The organism is Myroides sp. 1354 (genome assembly GCF_030324495.1).
Taxonomy (GTDB): Bacteria; Bacteroidota; Bacteroidia; order Flavobacteriales; family Flavobacteriaceae; genus Flavobacterium.
The window spans coordinates 23,097-39,838 of sequence record NZ_JACAGN010000007.1; the positions used below are offsets into that span (position 1 = coordinate 23,097).

At 35.2% G+C, this 16,742-nt stretch carries 13 protein-coding genes; 7 read left to right on the forward strand and 6 right to left on the reverse strand.

Annotated features, from left to right (window positions below):
* The first annotated feature begins 35 nt into the window (after nt 1-35).
* Nucleotides 36-4,913, forward strand: a complete 4,878-nt coding sequence (locus tag HX004_RS08935) for a PKD domain-containing protein (RefSeq protein ID WP_286442147.1) — start codon at nt 36-38, stop codon at nt 4,911-4,913.
* A 171-nt stretch (nt 4,914-5,084) separates the two neighbouring features.
* On the opposite strand, the gene ettA is transcribed toward HX004_RS08935, so the two are convergent.
* A complete protein-coding gene (gene ettA / locus HX004_RS08940; RefSeq protein ID WP_286442148.1) occupies nt 5,085-6,773 on the reverse strand; it encodes an energy-dependent translational throttle protein EttA in 1,689 nt (562 codons plus the stop codon).
* 353 nt (nt 6,774-7,126) lie between these two features.
* On the opposite strand from ettA, the gene HX004_RS08945 reads away from it, so the two are divergent.
* On the forward strand, nt 7,127-8,329 hold the full coding sequence (locus tag HX004_RS08945) for an Ig-like domain-containing protein (protein WP_286442149.1): 1,203 nt from the start codon (nt 7,127-7,129) through the stop codon (nt 8,327-8,329).
* A 72-nt stretch (nt 8,330-8,401) separates the two neighbouring features.
* Here HX004_RS08945 and HX004_RS08950 read toward each other — a convergent pair whose 3' ends face one another.
* Nucleotides 8,402-8,893 (reverse strand): hypothetical protein, encoded by a 492-nt coding sequence (locus tag HX004_RS08950; protein WP_286442150.1) that lies wholly within the window; start codon nt 8,891-8,893, stop codon nt 8,402-8,404.
* 195 nt (nt 8,894-9,088) lie between these two features.
* Between HX004_RS08950 and HX004_RS08955 the strand changes: the two genes are divergently transcribed.
* A complete protein-coding gene (locus tag HX004_RS08955; RefSeq protein ID WP_286442151.1) occupies nt 9,089-9,277 on the forward strand; it encodes a hypothetical protein in 189 nt (62 codons plus the stop codon).
* A gap of 168 nt (nt 9,278-9,445) precedes the next feature.
* Here the strand turns inward: HX004_RS08955 and HX004_RS08960 are convergent, their stop codons facing one another.
* Together HX004_RS08960 and holA are read right to left on the reverse strand one after the other, a co-directional pair.
* On the reverse strand, nt 9,446-9,634 hold the full coding sequence (locus tag HX004_RS08960; protein WP_286442152.1) for a CAL67264 family membrane protein: 189 nt from the start codon (nt 9,632-9,634) through the stop codon (nt 9,446-9,448).
* A 10-nt stretch (nt 9,635-9,644) separates the two neighbouring features.
* A complete protein-coding gene (gene holA / locus HX004_RS08965; protein ID WP_286442153.1) occupies nt 9,645-10,649 on the reverse strand; it encodes a DNA polymerase III subunit delta in 1,005 nt (334 codons plus the stop codon).
* A 52-nt stretch (nt 10,650-10,701) separates the two neighbouring features.
* On the opposite strand from holA, the gene HX004_RS08970 reads away from it, so the two are divergent.
* From HX004_RS08970 to HX004_RS08985, 4 genes are all read left to right on the forward strand, one after another.
* Entirely contained in the window at nt 10,702-11,160 is a 459-nt protein-coding gene (locus HX004_RS08970) for a type I restriction enzyme HsdR N-terminal domain-containing protein (protein WP_286442154.1), read from the forward strand.
* Between the two features lie 9 nt (nt 11,161-11,169).
* A complete protein-coding gene (locus tag HX004_RS08975; RefSeq protein WP_286442155.1) occupies nt 11,170-12,174 on the forward strand; it encodes a glycosyltransferase family 2 protein in 1,005 nt (334 codons plus the stop codon).
* Nucleotides 12,175-12,253: 79 nt separating this feature from the next.
* Entirely contained in the window at nt 12,254-13,087 is an 834-nt protein-coding gene (locus tag HX004_RS08980) for an OmpA/MotB family protein (protein WP_286442156.1), read from the forward strand.
* A gap of 165 nt (nt 13,088-13,252) precedes the next feature.
* A complete protein-coding gene (locus HX004_RS08985) occupies nt 13,253-14,209 on the forward strand; it encodes a metallophosphoesterase (protein WP_286442157.1) in 957 nt (318 codons plus the stop codon).
* Here the strand turns inward: HX004_RS08985 and HX004_RS08990 are convergent.
* Nucleotides 14,206-15,156 carry a DUF4421 family protein gene (locus HX004_RS08990; RefSeq protein ID WP_286442158.1) on the reverse strand — a complete coding sequence of 317 codons (951 nt, stop codon included), beginning with the start codon at nt 15,154-15,156 and terminating at the stop codon, nt 14,206-14,208. The genes HX004_RS08985 and HX004_RS08990 overlap by 4 nt on opposite strands.
* A 38-nt stretch (nt 15,157-15,194) precedes the next feature.
* Nucleotides 15,195-16,673, reverse strand: coding sequence for a hypothetical protein (locus HX004_RS08995; RefSeq protein WP_286442160.1), 1,479 nt, complete (start codon nt 16,671-16,673; stop codon nt 15,195-15,197).
* Between the last annotated feature and the right edge of the window lie 69 nt (nt 16,674-16,742).

Below are 16,742 nucleotides of genomic sequence, written 5' to 3' on the forward strand. Positions count from 1 at the left end.
ATAATTAATCAAACATTAACTTAAATTATTATTTTATGACAAACACTACAAATCGAATTAGTATTCGGGGCTTTTGGCTCATCTTACTAGTATCACTATGGTCTTTAGGAATAAAGGCTCAACTAGGAATGAATCCTGTTTTAACTTGGGATAAAGAAGTTGGATGTATCATTATAACCAACACCAAAGAAGATAGTAGCAACTATTCACTTTATGAGCAAATCCGTCTTGGTTTCTGTCTTCGTGTTTGTGAAAACAGCACCGTAACGTACAACTTTAGAGCGAATAATCTCCGACAAGTAACCTGGCAGGTTTCAGGAGGAACTATCAGTACTAGTTCCAATAATCAAGCGATAGTCAATTGGAATACGACAAGAAATGGAAGTCTTACGCTTATCGTTACCTATACAAATAATACATCAGAAACACTCACCCTCTGTGTAGAGAAAATCAAAAGCCCTAGCGCAAAATTTCAAATAGCAGGTATTGATCCCGAACAAGCTAAATTCTGTTTGAATACGCCTGTTAACTTTGACAATACGTCTTCTACAAATGGAGGTACGGATATTATCAATTATTTTTGGGACTTTGGTGATGGTACTTCATCCAATGCTTCTGAACCCATTCATATTTATAGACAAACTGGAAACTACATAGTAACACTAACCGTAACCAACAGCTGTAATTGTTCCTCAACCTACAAAAAGGAAATCTACATTTACGATTCAGAGCCTTTTGAAATATCATGTCCAAGTGTAGTTTGTGATAAAAGTATTGCTACCTATACGGTTAATGATAATTGTGCCAATGGTGAATGGAAAGTAAAAGGTGGTACAATTCTGAATATTGTAGGAAACTCCATCAACGTGCGATGGGATCAAGTTGACCTAATAGAAGGTTTTGGTTATGTAGCTTATCAATCGAAATGTACCTGCCCTGTATGGAGCACGGTAAAAGTGCCTGTTATCTTAGCAACAAGCAAAATCATAGGACCTGGTATTATTTGTCAAAGTGGCCAAGGTCTTTTCACCTTACCTCAATGGCCTACAACTGAATTTGAATGGATGATCAATGATAATCCTAATCATCCTTTCTTAGTGCGTACAGATCAACGCAATGAAATTATAATTAACGGAACAACACCGGGAACATACACTCTAAAAGCAAGGTATAGAAACACCCTGATAGACAATGGAAATTGCAGAGGTGAGGCTACTACCGTATTTAAAATAGAAGCACGTCCTACCATTACTTCAAATACGGGAAATACAATATGTCCTTCTACTACTAAAAATTTCAGCATCAGCAATAATACTAGTGTACAATGGACTGTTACACTAAACGGAACAAGTGTTTATACAGCTACAGGGAGTACAATGCAATACAACTTTCCAAATAGTGGCACACACTTGGTAACCGCAAATTACAATGGTTGTGTAACAGAACCTTTACTTACAGAAGTTATCAAAACAGGGGTAATAAATGGAGAGATAAAAGGCCCTAAAAAAGTGTGTTTTAATACCCCTTACACTTATAAAATAACCGAAAATGATCCTGGCTATATCTATGTCTGGAATATAACCAACGGGAGTATAATTGGCACTAATTCAGGTTTACAAGTTGACGTTAAATTCACTGCTCCTGGAACCATTAGTGTTGTCAAGAAAAAAGTAGTAAATGGAGTAACTTGTAGCACCCCTCCAATCAGCCTTGCTGTTGAACAAGCTATACTCAATCCTGTTATTACCACTCAAAATAACTTGACTGCTTTTTGTCCGAGTACAAGTGCAACTTTTTCTTTAAATTTAGGAGATGTCGATCCAGACTATATTGAATGGAGTATTCTGAGTAGTACGGGAAGTACCAACTTTGGTAATATTACAGATGGAAAAAATGCAAAAATCGCAACCGTTAGCTTCAATAACGTTATAGGTTCCAATTCAGAAACTGGTGTTTTAAAAGCTACAGTAACAAAATGTGGTACTACCATTACCAAAACCTATCCTATCACCATAATAAAAATTCCTACATTAAGTGTTGCTCCAATAGCTCCAATTTGTGCGGATACTTCATTTTTTGACGTCGTTCTAACAACCAATCCTATGGCTTCTGGAATAGTAAAAATTGATTATAATGGAGAATTCCCTATAGTAAGCATGCCCTTTACGAGTGGCACTCCTTTAACGATAGCAAATAGGTTTAGAAACAATACAAATTCAAATATCTCCAAGTCTATTACATTCCACTATGAAGTATGTGGTATTAAAGTTCAAACAACACTAAATGTAACAATTCTTCCTCCAATGAAGATTACAGTTGGACCACATTATAAATTTTTATTATGCTCTGACAATTATACCCCCTTTACACTCTATGCATCAGTACCTACTGGAATTGTAAATGTAACTTATCTTTGGTATAAAAATGGTATTTCAACAGGTGTCACCACCTCTACTTATACAATATCAGGTACTAATCCAACAGGACGTTATCGAGTGTATGTTACAGACTCTACCAATGGTTGTACTTCAAAATCACCTGAAGTAGAAGTATTAAGTGATTGCTCAGTAGCACCAGAATGTACCATCAGTCCATTCCCTAATATTAACCTAGATGCTGCATGGACAAAATGCGAAGAATTCGAAGCTAATGTGACGTTTAATCGTCCTCCTGATAGAATTAGTTGGAAAGGATCTCAGCATTTAACTCTAATCACGCCAAATCCAGAAAACGCTAGCTCTGTTAATTACACAACAGATGTTGTAGGAGGTCATCGTATTTCTGTCGTATTGCGATATGGTAATTGTACAATATCTAAACAAATTGAAATAATCAAAGACTACCAAGCTAAGATGAAAACACGAGTTACATGCAACAGCGATGGAACTTACAAGATAGAGCTTCTTAATAACTCGGATCTTGCTTATGCTGGACTCCCTATTACCTATACCTATACTGGTCCAGGTATAACAGGTCCAACATCAGGACAAAACCACACCATCAATAGCATTGGCCCAGGTAACTACACGTACACACTTACACTAAGTTCACCTGGGAAACCTAATTGCTCTGTTTCTGTACCTGTGACTATTGGCGCTGTACCTAATCCTAATTTTACACTTTCACCGCTTAACTACTGTGCTGATGATAAAATCCTATTAAATCTCGCCAACTATAATCCAGAATATCGATATGAGTGGTTTTTTAATGGTACAAGTTTTACGGCATCAAGCGCACAAACGCCAATTAATATTGCATCAGCAGGAACTTATCCAATACAGTTAAAGATTACGACGCCTTATGGTTGTAGCTATACTTCAACGAATAACATCCAAGTGCGAATAAATCAGGCAAACTTCAATATAGGAACGATTAACCCTACTCCAGCTGAATTTTGTGCGAATACTCCTACGCCTCTGAGTTTTACAGTAACATCCCCTACGTCATCTACACTGAGTAATATCATCTGGATGCGTGATAATGAAGAGGCCGGAACAGGATTAACCTTTCAACCCATACGAAGTGGTAACTATTGGCCTATATTAATTGACCAAAATGGATGTAAGAGTTCAATAATGGTTTCTAAACCCAAACATTATACGCTACGTCAACCGCCATTTGCGAGTATCGAAGGTAATACAAACCTCTGTTTCAGAGAAAATACGGTATTAACAGGGATTACAACAGATGCAAATGTTGAATTCCGTTGGACAGGACCGAATATTCCAACTGCCTTAGGCAACTGGTCTACTAGTACAGCCAATAAAACACTACCGCTGAATGGGCTTGCACAAGGAACCTATGAATATTTCTTCCACACTCGTATAACTAATGATGCTTCTTGTAGCAATAGCTTCAAAGCAATTGTTCAGGTACATCCTGCAGTTACAAGACCAACTGTTTCTGCTACCGTAATCAATTGTAATCCTTATACCATACGCTTAACAGCTACTGGACCGAGTACAGGAACTTATAATTGGAGTAATGGTATGTCAGGACAAAGTATTGAAGTACATCATGGTGGTGCTTATACAGTAACTTATACTGCAACTACAGGTTGTAGTGAAATAGGTAGTATTCAAGCTCCTCATAATCCAGAGCGTTCGTTGTGGATTGTTCCGCAAGGTTGTTACACCGTATGTAATACATATCTACTAGGACCATTAGGACGATACGAAAATTATCAATGGAAACGATCAAATTCAGTTACACTATCAGGAAATAATAGTATTATTCCAAATCAACTACTCAATGGAGGTGGTATATACTCCCTAAGTGTAACTCAAAACGGATGTACATTTGTAAGTAATAAACCGAATATTACCATCAATTCTACTAACTGTTCACAGAAAGATTGTTCCTTCAAAATAATCTTTACCTTAATCAATAGGATTCAAGGTGGACTCCGATATAAAGTGGACATTACGAATCCTACAGGTACACAACTAATTTATTTAAGTAGTTTAAATGGCTATGGTAATTTTTCTCCTGCAGTACATACAATTACAAATGGAACAAACACATTTATTGTTGATTTCTATGTCAATTCTACCTATTCATCAGGTGTAATTGATCAATTTGTTGCTACGGGAGATTTTTGTGCAAACAAAGTATCTATAAGGTTAGATGGTGCCATCATGAACCTAAATGGATTAGAGATTCCATCTCTAGCGCTTTCTCCAAATCCTACAGCAGATATTACTTATGCTACTTACAATATCGGTACTTCAAATGAAAATGCACAATATTTAGTTGTTTATGATCTTTTAGGTGTACAGCGCTACAAACAAAAAATTAGTGAACGAAAAGCTGAAGTTGTACTTGATATGAACCATTTAGGAAAAGGTACGTATTTAATCAGTTTAGAAGCTGATGGGAAGCGAATCGCAACAGAAAAATTAATTAAAAAATAAATAAAATAGAAAAAAGGGGGCTGTCTTCAAAAGACAGCCCCCTTCTTTTTCATTGGTGCATTTTAATTTCTCTCTTGTCTAATTTAAATCACCCACAACAAAAAGGGACTTAAACCTTTCCGTTTAAATCCCCTTTTATCTTGTTCAATCCAATAGGTCTTAAAACTCCTATTATCGTACTAATTTCTTGTATTTCAAACGCGTTGGCGCAACATCCCCTAAGCGTTTTTTGCGGTTTTCTTCATATTCAGAGAAAGATCCCTCGAAGAAGTACACTTGAGAATCTCCTTCAAAAGCAAGGATATGCGTACAAATACGGTCTAAGAACCAACGGTCGTGGGAAATCACTACTGCACATCCTGCAAAGTTATCCAACCCTTCTTCTAACGCACGTAGTGTATTTACGTCCAAGTCGTTCGTAGGCTCATCCAGTAACAAAACGTTTCCTTCTTCTTTTAACGTCATGGCTAAGTGCAAGCGGTTGCGCTCTCCTCCTGATAACGTTGCTACCTTTTTATTTTGATCCGATCCACCAAAGTTAAAACGACTTAAATACGCTCTTGAATTTACTTGGCGACCTCCCATCATAATTAATTCTTGACCATCACAGAAGTTTTCCCAAATTGATTTTTCAGGATCTATATTCGAGTGTGATTGATCGACATAAGCGATTTTTACGGTATCCCCGATAGAAAATGTACCTGCATCTGGTGTTTGTTCTCCCATAATCATACGGAAAATTGTCGATTTACCAGCACCATTTGGTCCAATAATACCTACAATCCCCGCTTGAGGTAACGTAAAGTTTAAGTTATCGTACAACAACTTATCTCCAAAAGCTTTGGCTACTCCTTGAGCTTCGATCACATTCGTTCCTAATCGAGGTCCATTTGGAATGTAGATTTCCAATTTCTCTTCCAATTGTTTTTGATCCTCATTCAACAATTTATCGTAATTCTGTAACCTCGCTTTTTGTTTGGTTTGACGACCTTTAGCTCCTTGGCGAACCCAATCTAACTCGCGCTCTAACGTCTTACGGCGTTTCGATGCTGTTTTTTCTTCTTGTTCTAAGCGTTTTGCTTTTTGATCTAACCAAGAAGAATAGTTTCCTTTCCATGGAATTCCCTCTCCTCTATCCAACTCTAAAATCCAGCCTGCAACATTATCCAAGAAATAACGGTCGTGCGTTACAGCGATAACCGTTCCTGCATACTGTTGTAAGTGCTGTTCTAACCAATGTACAGATTCCGCATCCAAGTGGTTGGTAGGCTCATCCAATAACAATACATCTGGGTTTTGTAACAACAGACGACATAAAGCCACACGACGACGCTCTCCTCCTGATAACACTTTAATCGGCGTATCTGGGTCTGGTGTGCGTAAAGCATCCATTGCAATTTCTAATTTTGTATCCAACTCCCATCCGCCAACTGCATCAATCTTATCTTGTAGTATTGCTTGTTTATCCATCAGTTTCTGCATCTTATCTGCATCTTCATATACTTCTGGTAAACCAAACATATCGTTAATCGCATTGAACTCATCCAAGATAGCCACTATCTCTGCAGCACCTTCTCTTACAATTTCGATTACTGTTTTCTCTTCATCTAATTCTGGTTCTTGCTCTAAATACCCCACAGTATACCCTGGCGCAAATACAACATCCCCTTGGTAATTCTTGTCAACACCAGCAATAATCTTCAATAACGAAGACTTACCTGAACCGTTAAGACCCAAAATACCAATCTTAGCCCCATAAAAGAAGCTCAAATAAATGTCTTTTAAAACTGTTTTGTTTGTTGATGAGTACGTTTTACTCACCTTCGACATGGAAAAAATTACCTTTTTATCGTCTGACATAAAGTAAAAAATTGATTGAAAATGATGTGATGAATTACTTCTCGCTCACCCTGAGCGACAAGAGAATCATCGAATACCCCAAAAATACACATTATTACGGAGATAAGAAATAATTTTCAATCGGACGAAAAAGAATCTTCTCCTCTTACTCCAATATGGAACAACAAACACCTCCCTCCCTTTTTCTGTCCTTTTATTTAGACACTATAAGGGTTCATATTCATTACTACATTCCAAAAAACACAACAAAAGATTGATTTACAACACAATATATCGTTTTTTATTTTTTATTAATATTTAATCTAAATAAGAATAAGTTACAGTACATTTGCGCTATCAATAAATAATCAATTATGTTTACCAAAAAAATTATCCCTTTTACAGTACTTGTCCTACTCAGTCTTTTTGTTTTCAGCTGCAGCAGTGACGATGCTTCTTCTACTGAAGAATTAACATTAACCTTACAAGCCAATTCACAACACCTTTTAGTAGGAGAGGAAGTCTCTTTCACTGTTTCTGACAACAACGGAAAAACGGTTACTGACGCAACTATTTTAGTTGATAATAAAGCAATCGTTGGATATACTTATAAGACTACAATTTCAGGTATCTACCAAGTAGTCGCAACCAAACCCAATTATCAAAATAGCAAAACGATACAATTGACAGTTGCCGAAGAAACACTGACTGTCAAAGCAAACAAGGAAATTGCGAAACCCGATGATATTATCACTTTCAGTGCAATCAACAATGAACAAAAAGATCTTACTTCAAAAGTAATCTTCTTTGTCAATGCGAAACCGATTGAGGGGAACACCTACCAAGTAAAAGAAACTGATGGGACACATTTACTGGTATACGCACAAAAAAACACCATCAAATCAAACGAACTCGCTATTCAAATCGAGAAAGAGCAACCTAAAATAGAACAAATCATACGTGGAAAGTGGAAATTAGAAAATGCTGCTTCACACGAAATCATTTACAATTTCTATGAAGACGATACTTTTAACTTCGTTTATTTTGGTACGTTAATGCAAGGAGAGTACCGCATCATTGGCGATAAGATTCACATGGATGTTATCTCGTCTGGATTTAAAATGACAGACTACTCCATTATGACAATTAAAAAACATATTTCACAAAATGAACTAGATGTCAATTTAATTGTTTCCGGAGTTCATGAACAAGGGCAAAATGGACGTTTAATTCGCCTAAAAGAAGACCTTACTTTAGACCTACAAAAACTTGTTGGAACTTGGAAAGCAGAAGCAAATGGACAAAAATTATTTACTATTACCTTCAATGACAACGGCAGTTGCAGCGTAATCCAGGCAGAAAATACCACTGGCATTCCCAATATGGAGACCGTACAATACATGAGTAAATACGAAAAGTACTCAGCCAATACCGTAATTTTAGAAAATCGAAATGGTGCTTATACCTATTATTTGACTGTTGAAGACTTTATCAACGCCAATGAAATTCAAGCTACCTTATTTGAATATGTATTATTTCCTCAAAAGTCAACAGCATTAATCTTAAAGAAAATGTAAGTTGATCCTAATCTATATTGAAAAAGAAGCTACTCGTTAGCTTCTTTTTTTTTGCAGATGTCAAACGCAATTCTAATTAAACACGAACCACACCGATACAGTACAGAAAAAAATAAAGGCAGTAAACATGACAAAGTTTTGATAGCGATTGACTGTCATCGGTTCATTTCCCCACAAATTAAAAAGGCTAATTCCACAAGAAATAGCTAAAAACACGAGCCAAAAAAGCGTAAAACCATTAAAACCAGAGGATAGTAAGGGAGTATAATCTCTTGTTGATGTTTTAACATCAATAATTTGCTTGAACAATAAGGTGCGTTCCAACGTTATAGCATCTCCTCTAATGTAATCTTTATCTAAGGTAAACGATGTTCCTTGATTTGTTCGATAGCGGTAACCAACTACCTCTTTCATACTTCCTTGGGTGACTAATTCAGCGTATTCGATTGTTTCTACAGATTTTTCATAGGGCAAAAACACCAAATCCGTAACAATTAAAACACTAAAAAACAGAATGGCAATCATTCCCCAAATCGTAAATTGTCTATTTCGGATATTAAACATACTTATTCATTACTAGGACAATACGCTATTTACAACCCTTGATGTTCTTAAAAACAGTTAAACCAAATACACTTAAAACAGTCGAAGGACATTAATGTGTTAAAGTTTTTAAAAATAACAATTAATCATTCAAAAACACCTAAAATAATCAAATATTTTTTCCTATATTTAAAGTAATAAAAACACAGAAATTGTATGGAAAGATTTTTTAGAACGATCCGTTTTAAAGACCTACAAGAACAGGATGTTGAAACAAACCAATCTGTAGGCGAAAACTTAAACTATCCACTAGGTGAGGCTAATATGCCAGCTGGACTGTACGTAGATTTAGAAGAGGAAGAAATAGATTATTACGATGAGTACGAAGAACACCTTGGAATTTAAGCAAATAGGATCTTGTAACTGATTATTCGTTTTCACAGAAAGCAACAATCAATTACAAGATTTTTTATTTTCAGCTGTTTTCTTACTTAAATTAAGTAACTCAGATTTGCCAATTTTTGTAGCGAATTTCTATCTTGATTTCGCTTTTTTCAAATCGATCTAACGATTTTATACCCGTCCTTTTAAGGCATTAAATACCCAGGCAATAGCCAAGAACCCAACGCCTACTGCTGCGAATCCCCATCCTGCTATTTCGTAGTATTTCAATGTTCCCAACGCAATTAACACAATCCCCATTACAATCATAATCAAGGTTGCGTACCCTAATATTTTATTCTTATTTAAATTATTTGCCATTTCCTTTGTTTTAATTAAAGATTTTCATCAACATTTCTTTCAACAAATCACCTTGTGGTAATTGAGCTGCTCCTACTCCTTTTCCTTTTAAGTCCACTTCTTTCAAGTGAGCAATAATTTGACTTACTCGCTTCATTGGATACGTTCTAAACCCCACTTCATAGTCTTTTATTGCGTATTGAACTACTTTTAAATGCTTCATTGCATTTTGTGGCGATTTATCTTGAAGTCCATGATACAAAAGCAATTTAGAAAAATAAGCATACACAATACCAATAGTAACTACAAAAGGATTGTTTTTGGGATTTTGTGCAAAATGACTCGCTATTTTATAGGCTTGCAATTGGTTTCGATCAACAATAGCCTTCATTAATTCAAAGTTATTGTAATCTTTACTGATGCCTATATTCTTTTCAATAACCTCTGCCGTAATAGGTTGCCCTTTGGGTAAAACAAGGGTCAATTTGTCTAATTCTTTGACGATTTTAGATAAATCATTCCCTAAAAACTCAATCAACATAGCCGCTGATTTTGGATCAATACTATACCCGCGTTTGCCAACAGTTTGCTGCAGCCATCCTTCCAGTTTATAGTCTTTTAGACGGTTACTTTCGAAGAGCACGGCATGTTTTTGCAAGCTCTTATATAACTTTTTGCGTTTGTCAATGGTTTTGTATTTATAACAAAAAACCAAAACCGTCGAAGGTTGAGGCTGATTAACATAATCGTCCAACTGCTCAATTGTCTTTGCTAAATCTTGGGCTTCTTTTACAATAATCACTTGTTTATCAGCCATCAAAGGAAAGCGTTTAGCATTCGATACGATATCTTGAATGGTAACATCTCGGCCGTAAAGTATCATCTGATTAAATCCCTTTTCCTCTTCAGTCAATACGTTATTTTCGATATAATCCGCAACATTATCAATGTAATAAGGCTCATCCCCCATCAAAAAATAAACGGGTGCAATGGTCTTATTTTTAATATTCTTTACGATTTCTTTGAGTTGTTCCAAAATATAATTTACTTAAAATTGTACTATTCGCTTAAACAAATATCTTTGTAAAATGCAAAGATTAAACTTTCCATCTTTTAATTTCCGATTCAAAAATAGTGAAAATAAGATAGCTATTTTTGATGTGATCCGTAAAAAATTTATTCTGCTAACTCCTGAAGAGTGGGTAAGACAACATGTCGTTCGCGAATTGATGGAGAATAAAGGATATCCCATTTCGCTTATTAGTGTTGAAAAGATTGTCAAGATCAATGGAATGAATAAGCGCTATGACGTAGTAGTCTTCAAACCCAACGGAACTATTGCCATTCTCATTGAGTGCAAAGCGCCTTCGGTGGCCATTACCCAACAAACCTTTGATCAAATTGCGCGTTACAATTTTCAATTGCGCGCTGACTATTTGTATGTTACTAACGGATTAAATCACTATTTCTGTCAGATGGATTATGAAAAAGAGAGTTATTTCTTTCTCAAATCCCTGCCAAACTACACTACCTTTACAATTGAATAAACGAGAACTATGGAAAAACAATTTGCACTAGTTGTCTTAAACTGGAATGGAAAAAAGCTTTTAGAAACATTTTTACCTGCGATGGTTCAATACTCATCACAAGCCAATTTATACGTGATAGACAACGCTTCAACAGACGGAAGTCAAGCGTTTATTCAAAAGGCATTTCCAACGGTAAAAATAATTGAAAATGCGGGGAATTACGGTTATGCAAAAGGGTACAATGAAGGATTAACACATATCACAGAGCCCATCCTCATTTTAATTAATTCAGACATTGAGGTAACAGAAAACTGGTTAACTCCCATTGCTGCTTTATTTGAGTCTACTCCTGACCTGGCTATTGTTCAACCCAAGATACTCGATTATAAAAACAAAGCGTATTTTGAATATGCGGGAGCAGCAGGAGGTTATCTAGATCAATATGGCTTTCCGTACTGTAGGGGTCGTATTTTTGATACCATTGAAAAGGACGAAGGGCAATATAATGACATCACAACTATTTTTTGGGCAAGTGGCGCGTGTTTGTTTATCAAAAATGACGTTTTTAAAGCCTTAAACGGATTTGACGAAGATTTCTTTGCGCATCAAGAGGAGATTGATTTGTGTTGGCGTGCTCAAAACAGAGGCTATCGCATTCAATATTGTGGTCTTTCCACGGTTTACCATGTTGGGGGAGCCACATTAAACTACGACAATCCGAGGAAAACCTATTTAAACTTTCGCAATTCGCTCATGATGTTATACAAGAACTTACCTCAACACCGCAAGTTTAGTACCCTCTTTATTCGCCTATGTTTGGATGGCATTGCAGGTGTTCGCTTTATGTTAATGGGCAAACCCAAGCACTGTTGGGCGATAATTCGATCTCATTTTGCCTTTTATAAACGCATACCAAAACTCAAAAACAAAATAGAATTCTCAAACATTAACAATTATTTTACAGAAAAATCTATAATTTATTCGTACTTTGTATGTAGAAAAAAGAATTTCGTCAAAATTCAAAACAAATAATAAATAATTTTTACTCAGATATACCAGAATCTCGATGCTTTTGGTATATTTGACTCAAAATTCAATCATTTTTTTATTTATGAAAAAAGTAGTTTTAGGTTTATCAGTTTTGGCTCTTGCACTTACGTCATGTGGTACAAAACAAAAAATTGCTGATTTAGAAGCAAAAAACAAAGAAGTACAAGATTTATTAAACACTTGTACCATTCAATTGAACTCTGCACTTGCTGAGAAAAAGGTTTTATCAGAGCAAGTACACGATTTAAAGAAAAACACATCTGATTTGATTAGCAATGTAGGTAACTTAACGATGTTATCTTCTAAAGGAGCTGACAACTTAGAAAAATCTTTAGAAAGTTTAAAAGAAAAAGATTTAAAAATCACAAGATTACAAGACGCACTTACTAAAAAAGACTCTGTGACTTTAGCATTAGTAAAAAGCGTAAAAAAAGAAGTTGGGTTTGATGATCCAGATATTGAAGTTAACGTAGAAAAAGGAGTTGTATATATTTCAATTGCTGATAAGTTATTATTCAAATCTGCTAGCTACCAAGTAAATGATAAAGCAAAAGCTGTATTAGCAAAAGTAGCTAAAATTGCAAAAAGCAAACCTGATTTTGAATTAATGGTTGAAGGACACACAGATAACGTGCCTATCAAAAACACAATGTTTGAAGATAACTGGGATTTGAGTGTTAAAAGAGCAACATCTATCGTTAGAGTGTTACAAAAAGATTTAGGTTTAGATCCTAAACAATTAGTAGCTTCAGGACGTGGAGAATATGTGCCTCTAGTTGACAATGATACTGCTGATAACAAAGCAAGAAACAGAAGAACTAGAATTATCTTGATGCCAAAAATCGATCAATTCTATGATATGATCGAAAAAGAAATGAAAGAAATGAAAAAATAATCATTCATACTATTTTTAAAAGCCACTTGTTATACAAGTGGCTTTTTTTATTTCTTACTACAACAAAATTATACGGTTATCTATTTGTTTACCTCAACAAAAATTAGTATTTTATTCCTCTATTTAAAGTAATTACTAACCATTTTTTTCATGCATCCCTAAACTATGAATAGAATTCCAAAAAACTTTAACAATTTTGATATCATCGGTGATATACACGGCCACAGCAATGATTTAAAAAAATTATTAGGCGCCTTAGGTTATAAATTAAAAAGTAATTACTACCAACACCCAGAGAGAAAAGTACTCTTTCTCGGCGACTATATTGACCGAGGCGTTAATGTTGTTGAAGTACTAGAAATTGTCAAAAACATGGTGGACAATGGAGAAGCAATCGCCTTAATGGGCAATCATGAATACAATGCTATTTGCTATAATACCATGACTGCTGATGGATCCTATTTACGAGAACACAGCAAAAAAAACTTCAACCAACACGCCATCACTATGGCTGCTTTTATGCAAAAACCTAATTTGTATAAAATGTACATTGAATGGTTTAAATCACTACCTCTTTTTTACGAAAATGATTCCTTTCGCGCTATTCACGCCTGTTGGGATGAAGCTAGTGTAACCTATCTAAAAACGCGCCTTCAAGAAAACTGCTTGACAACAGATCTACTTGAAGAAGCCAATACAGAAGGAACACCTTTATATCAGGCTGTAGAAATTGTACTAAAAGGCAAAGAAATGAACCTCCCCAATAACCAATCTTTTATTGACAAGGATGGAATTATACGCCATTCCTTTAGAGTAAAATGGTGGGAAGAACCACAAAAACCACACACATTAAGTAATGTCAGTGCTTCTGTTATTAAGCATCACGCAGATGAAGCTGTCGATGTACAAGAAGTAAACTTTTATGCCAAAGAAGCTAAGCCCGTATTTTTCGGTCACTATTGGATGAAAGTTAATGCAACCAAAACTCCACTTGTACTAACACCGAATACTTGTTGTTTAGACTATAGTGTAGCAAAAAATGGCCATTTGGTTTGCTATCGCTACAGCGGAGAACAAAAACTTCATTCCCATGCGATTAATTTCATTAAAGAATACAATTAATACGTAGAAGGATTCAACAAATCAATCAAGTCATATTGTAAGATTTTTGGATCCTTTTTCATTGAAAATCGCTTAGTCACAAATAAAGAGAAACTCTTGTTGGACAATTCCGTTGTATACCCTTCTACTTTATCTAAGTACATTGCACTTAAAGCCGATCGTATCCCTATTCCCCACTCTTCTCCTTGATAAGCTAGATTTAGTGTACTCGCTATTTGACCATTGACATAAAATACGGTGCTTTTCGTTTGGAGATTCTCATCAAAAATACCGTTTATCCCTACACTAAAGGAAGGAGAAACAAGAAACTTTCGCCAAAGTACCCAATTGTAAGCATAGCCAATAGTAGGCCCAAAACTAAATCCTCGTCTATCATGTCCCTGTATCCCTTCAAGTAATTCAGGCGTATTTTTAATCACACTCAGAAAACTAGATCCACCTATAAGTAAAGCTCCAGCCGATTTTTTCTGAATGCTATTTTTATTGTTTGCCGCTCCAATTGAGAATTTATCGGAATTGAATACATAAGTGAATTTCCCTCCATACATATTAATTCTCAAATCATCATAACTAAGATAAGTTTTGGTATCTCCGTCAAAACGATAAAATCCTTTATATTGTTGAAAGTAAAAATCAACTAAAAACTTCTTTCCTACCAAATGATATTGGAAATCAACCGTTGAACTTTTTCCTTTTTCCTTATCTCGCATGCCTGAAAAACCATGGCTATAACTCAATGACGAATTTTTCCACGAAAAAGCCAAACCAATATTTAAAGGTCGATTCGGTTCAAAATTAAATTCCTTCTTATCCTCCTGGTAATTCAAAGACAAAAACTCTTGTTTTAAACTTCCTGTTATTCCATAGGTATGTTTGTATTTTCCAATATACAGCGAATCCACTTGAGCCATGCTCCAACTCCAACAAAATAAGCTGATGCTTATCAAAAAAATACGCTTTTTTCCCACGAATCTAACGTTATTTACTAAGTGAATAATTCTTCTATTTTCTGAATACCGTCGCGCTGACAAATAATGCGATAACGCTTATATTCCGTATGATCTTCATATTCAATCTGCGAGATAAAATTAATGTAATACACCTTATCTGCATAAAAACCTATAACTTGTTCATTTTGTTCATCTAAACTCAATACTGCCACTTTTGGATTGTCCATGCGTTGCATCAATCGCGTCAAATTAAATCGAAAAATATCGTGAACCCCTTTGAAAAAATAAGTGCTATTCTTCATCATCTCCCCTCGATCCAAAGAAACTTTTTTTCGATACAACAATATTTTCTCATTGTGAATGCGGTTCTCCACTTCTAATAAAACAGATCGATTTCGAATATTGAGAATCTCAGAAGGCACCTTTTCATCTGTTATAAAATCAACGGCTTCTTTAATCCACCCTATTTGTTTGCCTTTAACACTAATAGAAGTCTTATTGTCAAAATATTTTCCTCCTAACTTACCGGCGAAATAAAAACGCATCAACTCTTTTATTCGGTCTTTTAGCATATACCCTACAACCAAAGCAACAAATAAAGGCATCGTAAAGTTACCGTATTTTTGCTGAAAAGAGAAAGCTACAATTGTCGCAAACACCATGGAAACTCCCGCTGCAATACTGTAGTAAACCTGTTGAACAAAAATCCCATCACTATCTTTCTTTTTGTTTGATTCTAACAACAAATCAGATTCTACATATTTATTCAACATAGCATAACGATAAATAACCTCCTGATTGGTTGCCTTTTCATTGGCTTTAATAAAAGAATACCCCTTGCTCTTCATATAGGCTTGCTCCGACAAAATCAATTGTTTAACTTGTTGTTGTAACAATTGAAAACGCTCATCGGAAACCAACATCAATCGATCTAATAGCAAAAAACTATAACGCAATAAGGTATAAGATAAATATTCGTCGGCGAAACTGAAATAATTTAGGTATTCCTTGCCTGTTACCTGTTCATTTTGATGTAATTCTTCTTTTAATGCTCTGTATTTATCGCGAATAGCAATACTCGAATTGACATAGGTGTGAATTAAATCGACATGCTGATCCTCTTTTGCTTGTTTAAATTCAGTAACTGCGTTGCGTAAAGCACTCCTAAAGATAGCCATAAACATCTTCAACTGAAACTCAATTTCATATACGTTTAGTTCCGTTTCCGCTAGTAGTAAATCGTGAGTGGCCGCACTTAAATTATTATAGGGTATAGCACCTTCATCTACAATAGTTGTGAGTTTATAAACGGGAGTAATGAAGCGAACTTTCGATTTTACATCTGAATAAAATTGATCTTTCGAATAAGTCGTTGTATTGAGGTCTAAGGTATTGGGAATAAAAATCCAAGTATTGATTGTAAAATCACTTTTATGCTGATTTTCTCCCTTTATAAAGCCAACTTTCATTTCTAAAGTAAAGGCATCATGCGACCTAACTTTGATATCTAGCATTTTAATTCGATTTAAAATTACTTTTATCCTATCTGCTTTTTTGAACAATAGAAGGTCTTCCTATGACTT

Excerpts from the sequence above, each read along its gene's own strand:
- HX004_RS08935 (WP_286442147.1), top strand. The coding sequence starts at position 36 with ATGACAAACACTACAAATCGAATTAGTATTCGGGGCTTTTGGCTCATC.
- ettA (WP_286442148.1), bottom strand. The coding sequence starts at position 6,773 with ATGTCAGACGATAAAAAGGTAATTTTTTCCATGTCGAAGGTGAGTAAA.
- HX004_RS08945 (WP_286442149.1), top strand. The coding sequence starts at position 7,127 with ATGTTTACCAAAAAAATTATCCCTTTTACAGTACTTGTCCTACTCAGT.
- HX004_RS08950 (WP_286442150.1), bottom strand. The coding sequence starts at position 8,893 with ATGTTTAATATCCGAAATAGACAATTTACGATTTGGGGAATGATTGCC.
- HX004_RS08955 (WP_286442151.1), top strand. The coding sequence starts at position 9,089 with ATGGAAAGATTTTTTAGAACGATCCGTTTTAAAGACCTACAAGAACAG.
- HX004_RS08960 (WP_286442152.1), bottom strand. The coding sequence starts at position 9,634 with ATGGCAAATAATTTAAATAAGAATAAAATATTAGGGTACGCAACCTTG.
- HX004_RS08970 (WP_286442154.1), top strand. The coding sequence starts at position 10,702 with ATGCAAAGATTAAACTTTCCATCTTTTAATTTCCGATTCAAAAATAGT.
- HX004_RS08975 (WP_286442155.1), top strand. The coding sequence starts at position 11,170 with ATGGAAAAACAATTTGCACTAGTTGTCTTAAACTGGAATGGAAAAAAG.
- HX004_RS08980 (WP_286442156.1), top strand. The coding sequence starts at position 12,254 with ATGAAAAAAGTAGTTTTAGGTTTATCAGTTTTGGCTCTTGCACTTACG.
- HX004_RS08985 (WP_286442157.1), top strand. The coding sequence starts at position 13,253 with ATGAATAGAATTCCAAAAAACTTTAACAATTTTGATATCATCGGTGAT.
- HX004_RS08995 (WP_286442160.1), bottom strand. The coding sequence starts at position 16,673 with ATGCTAGATATCAAAGTTAGGTCGCATGATGCCTTTACTTTAGAAATG.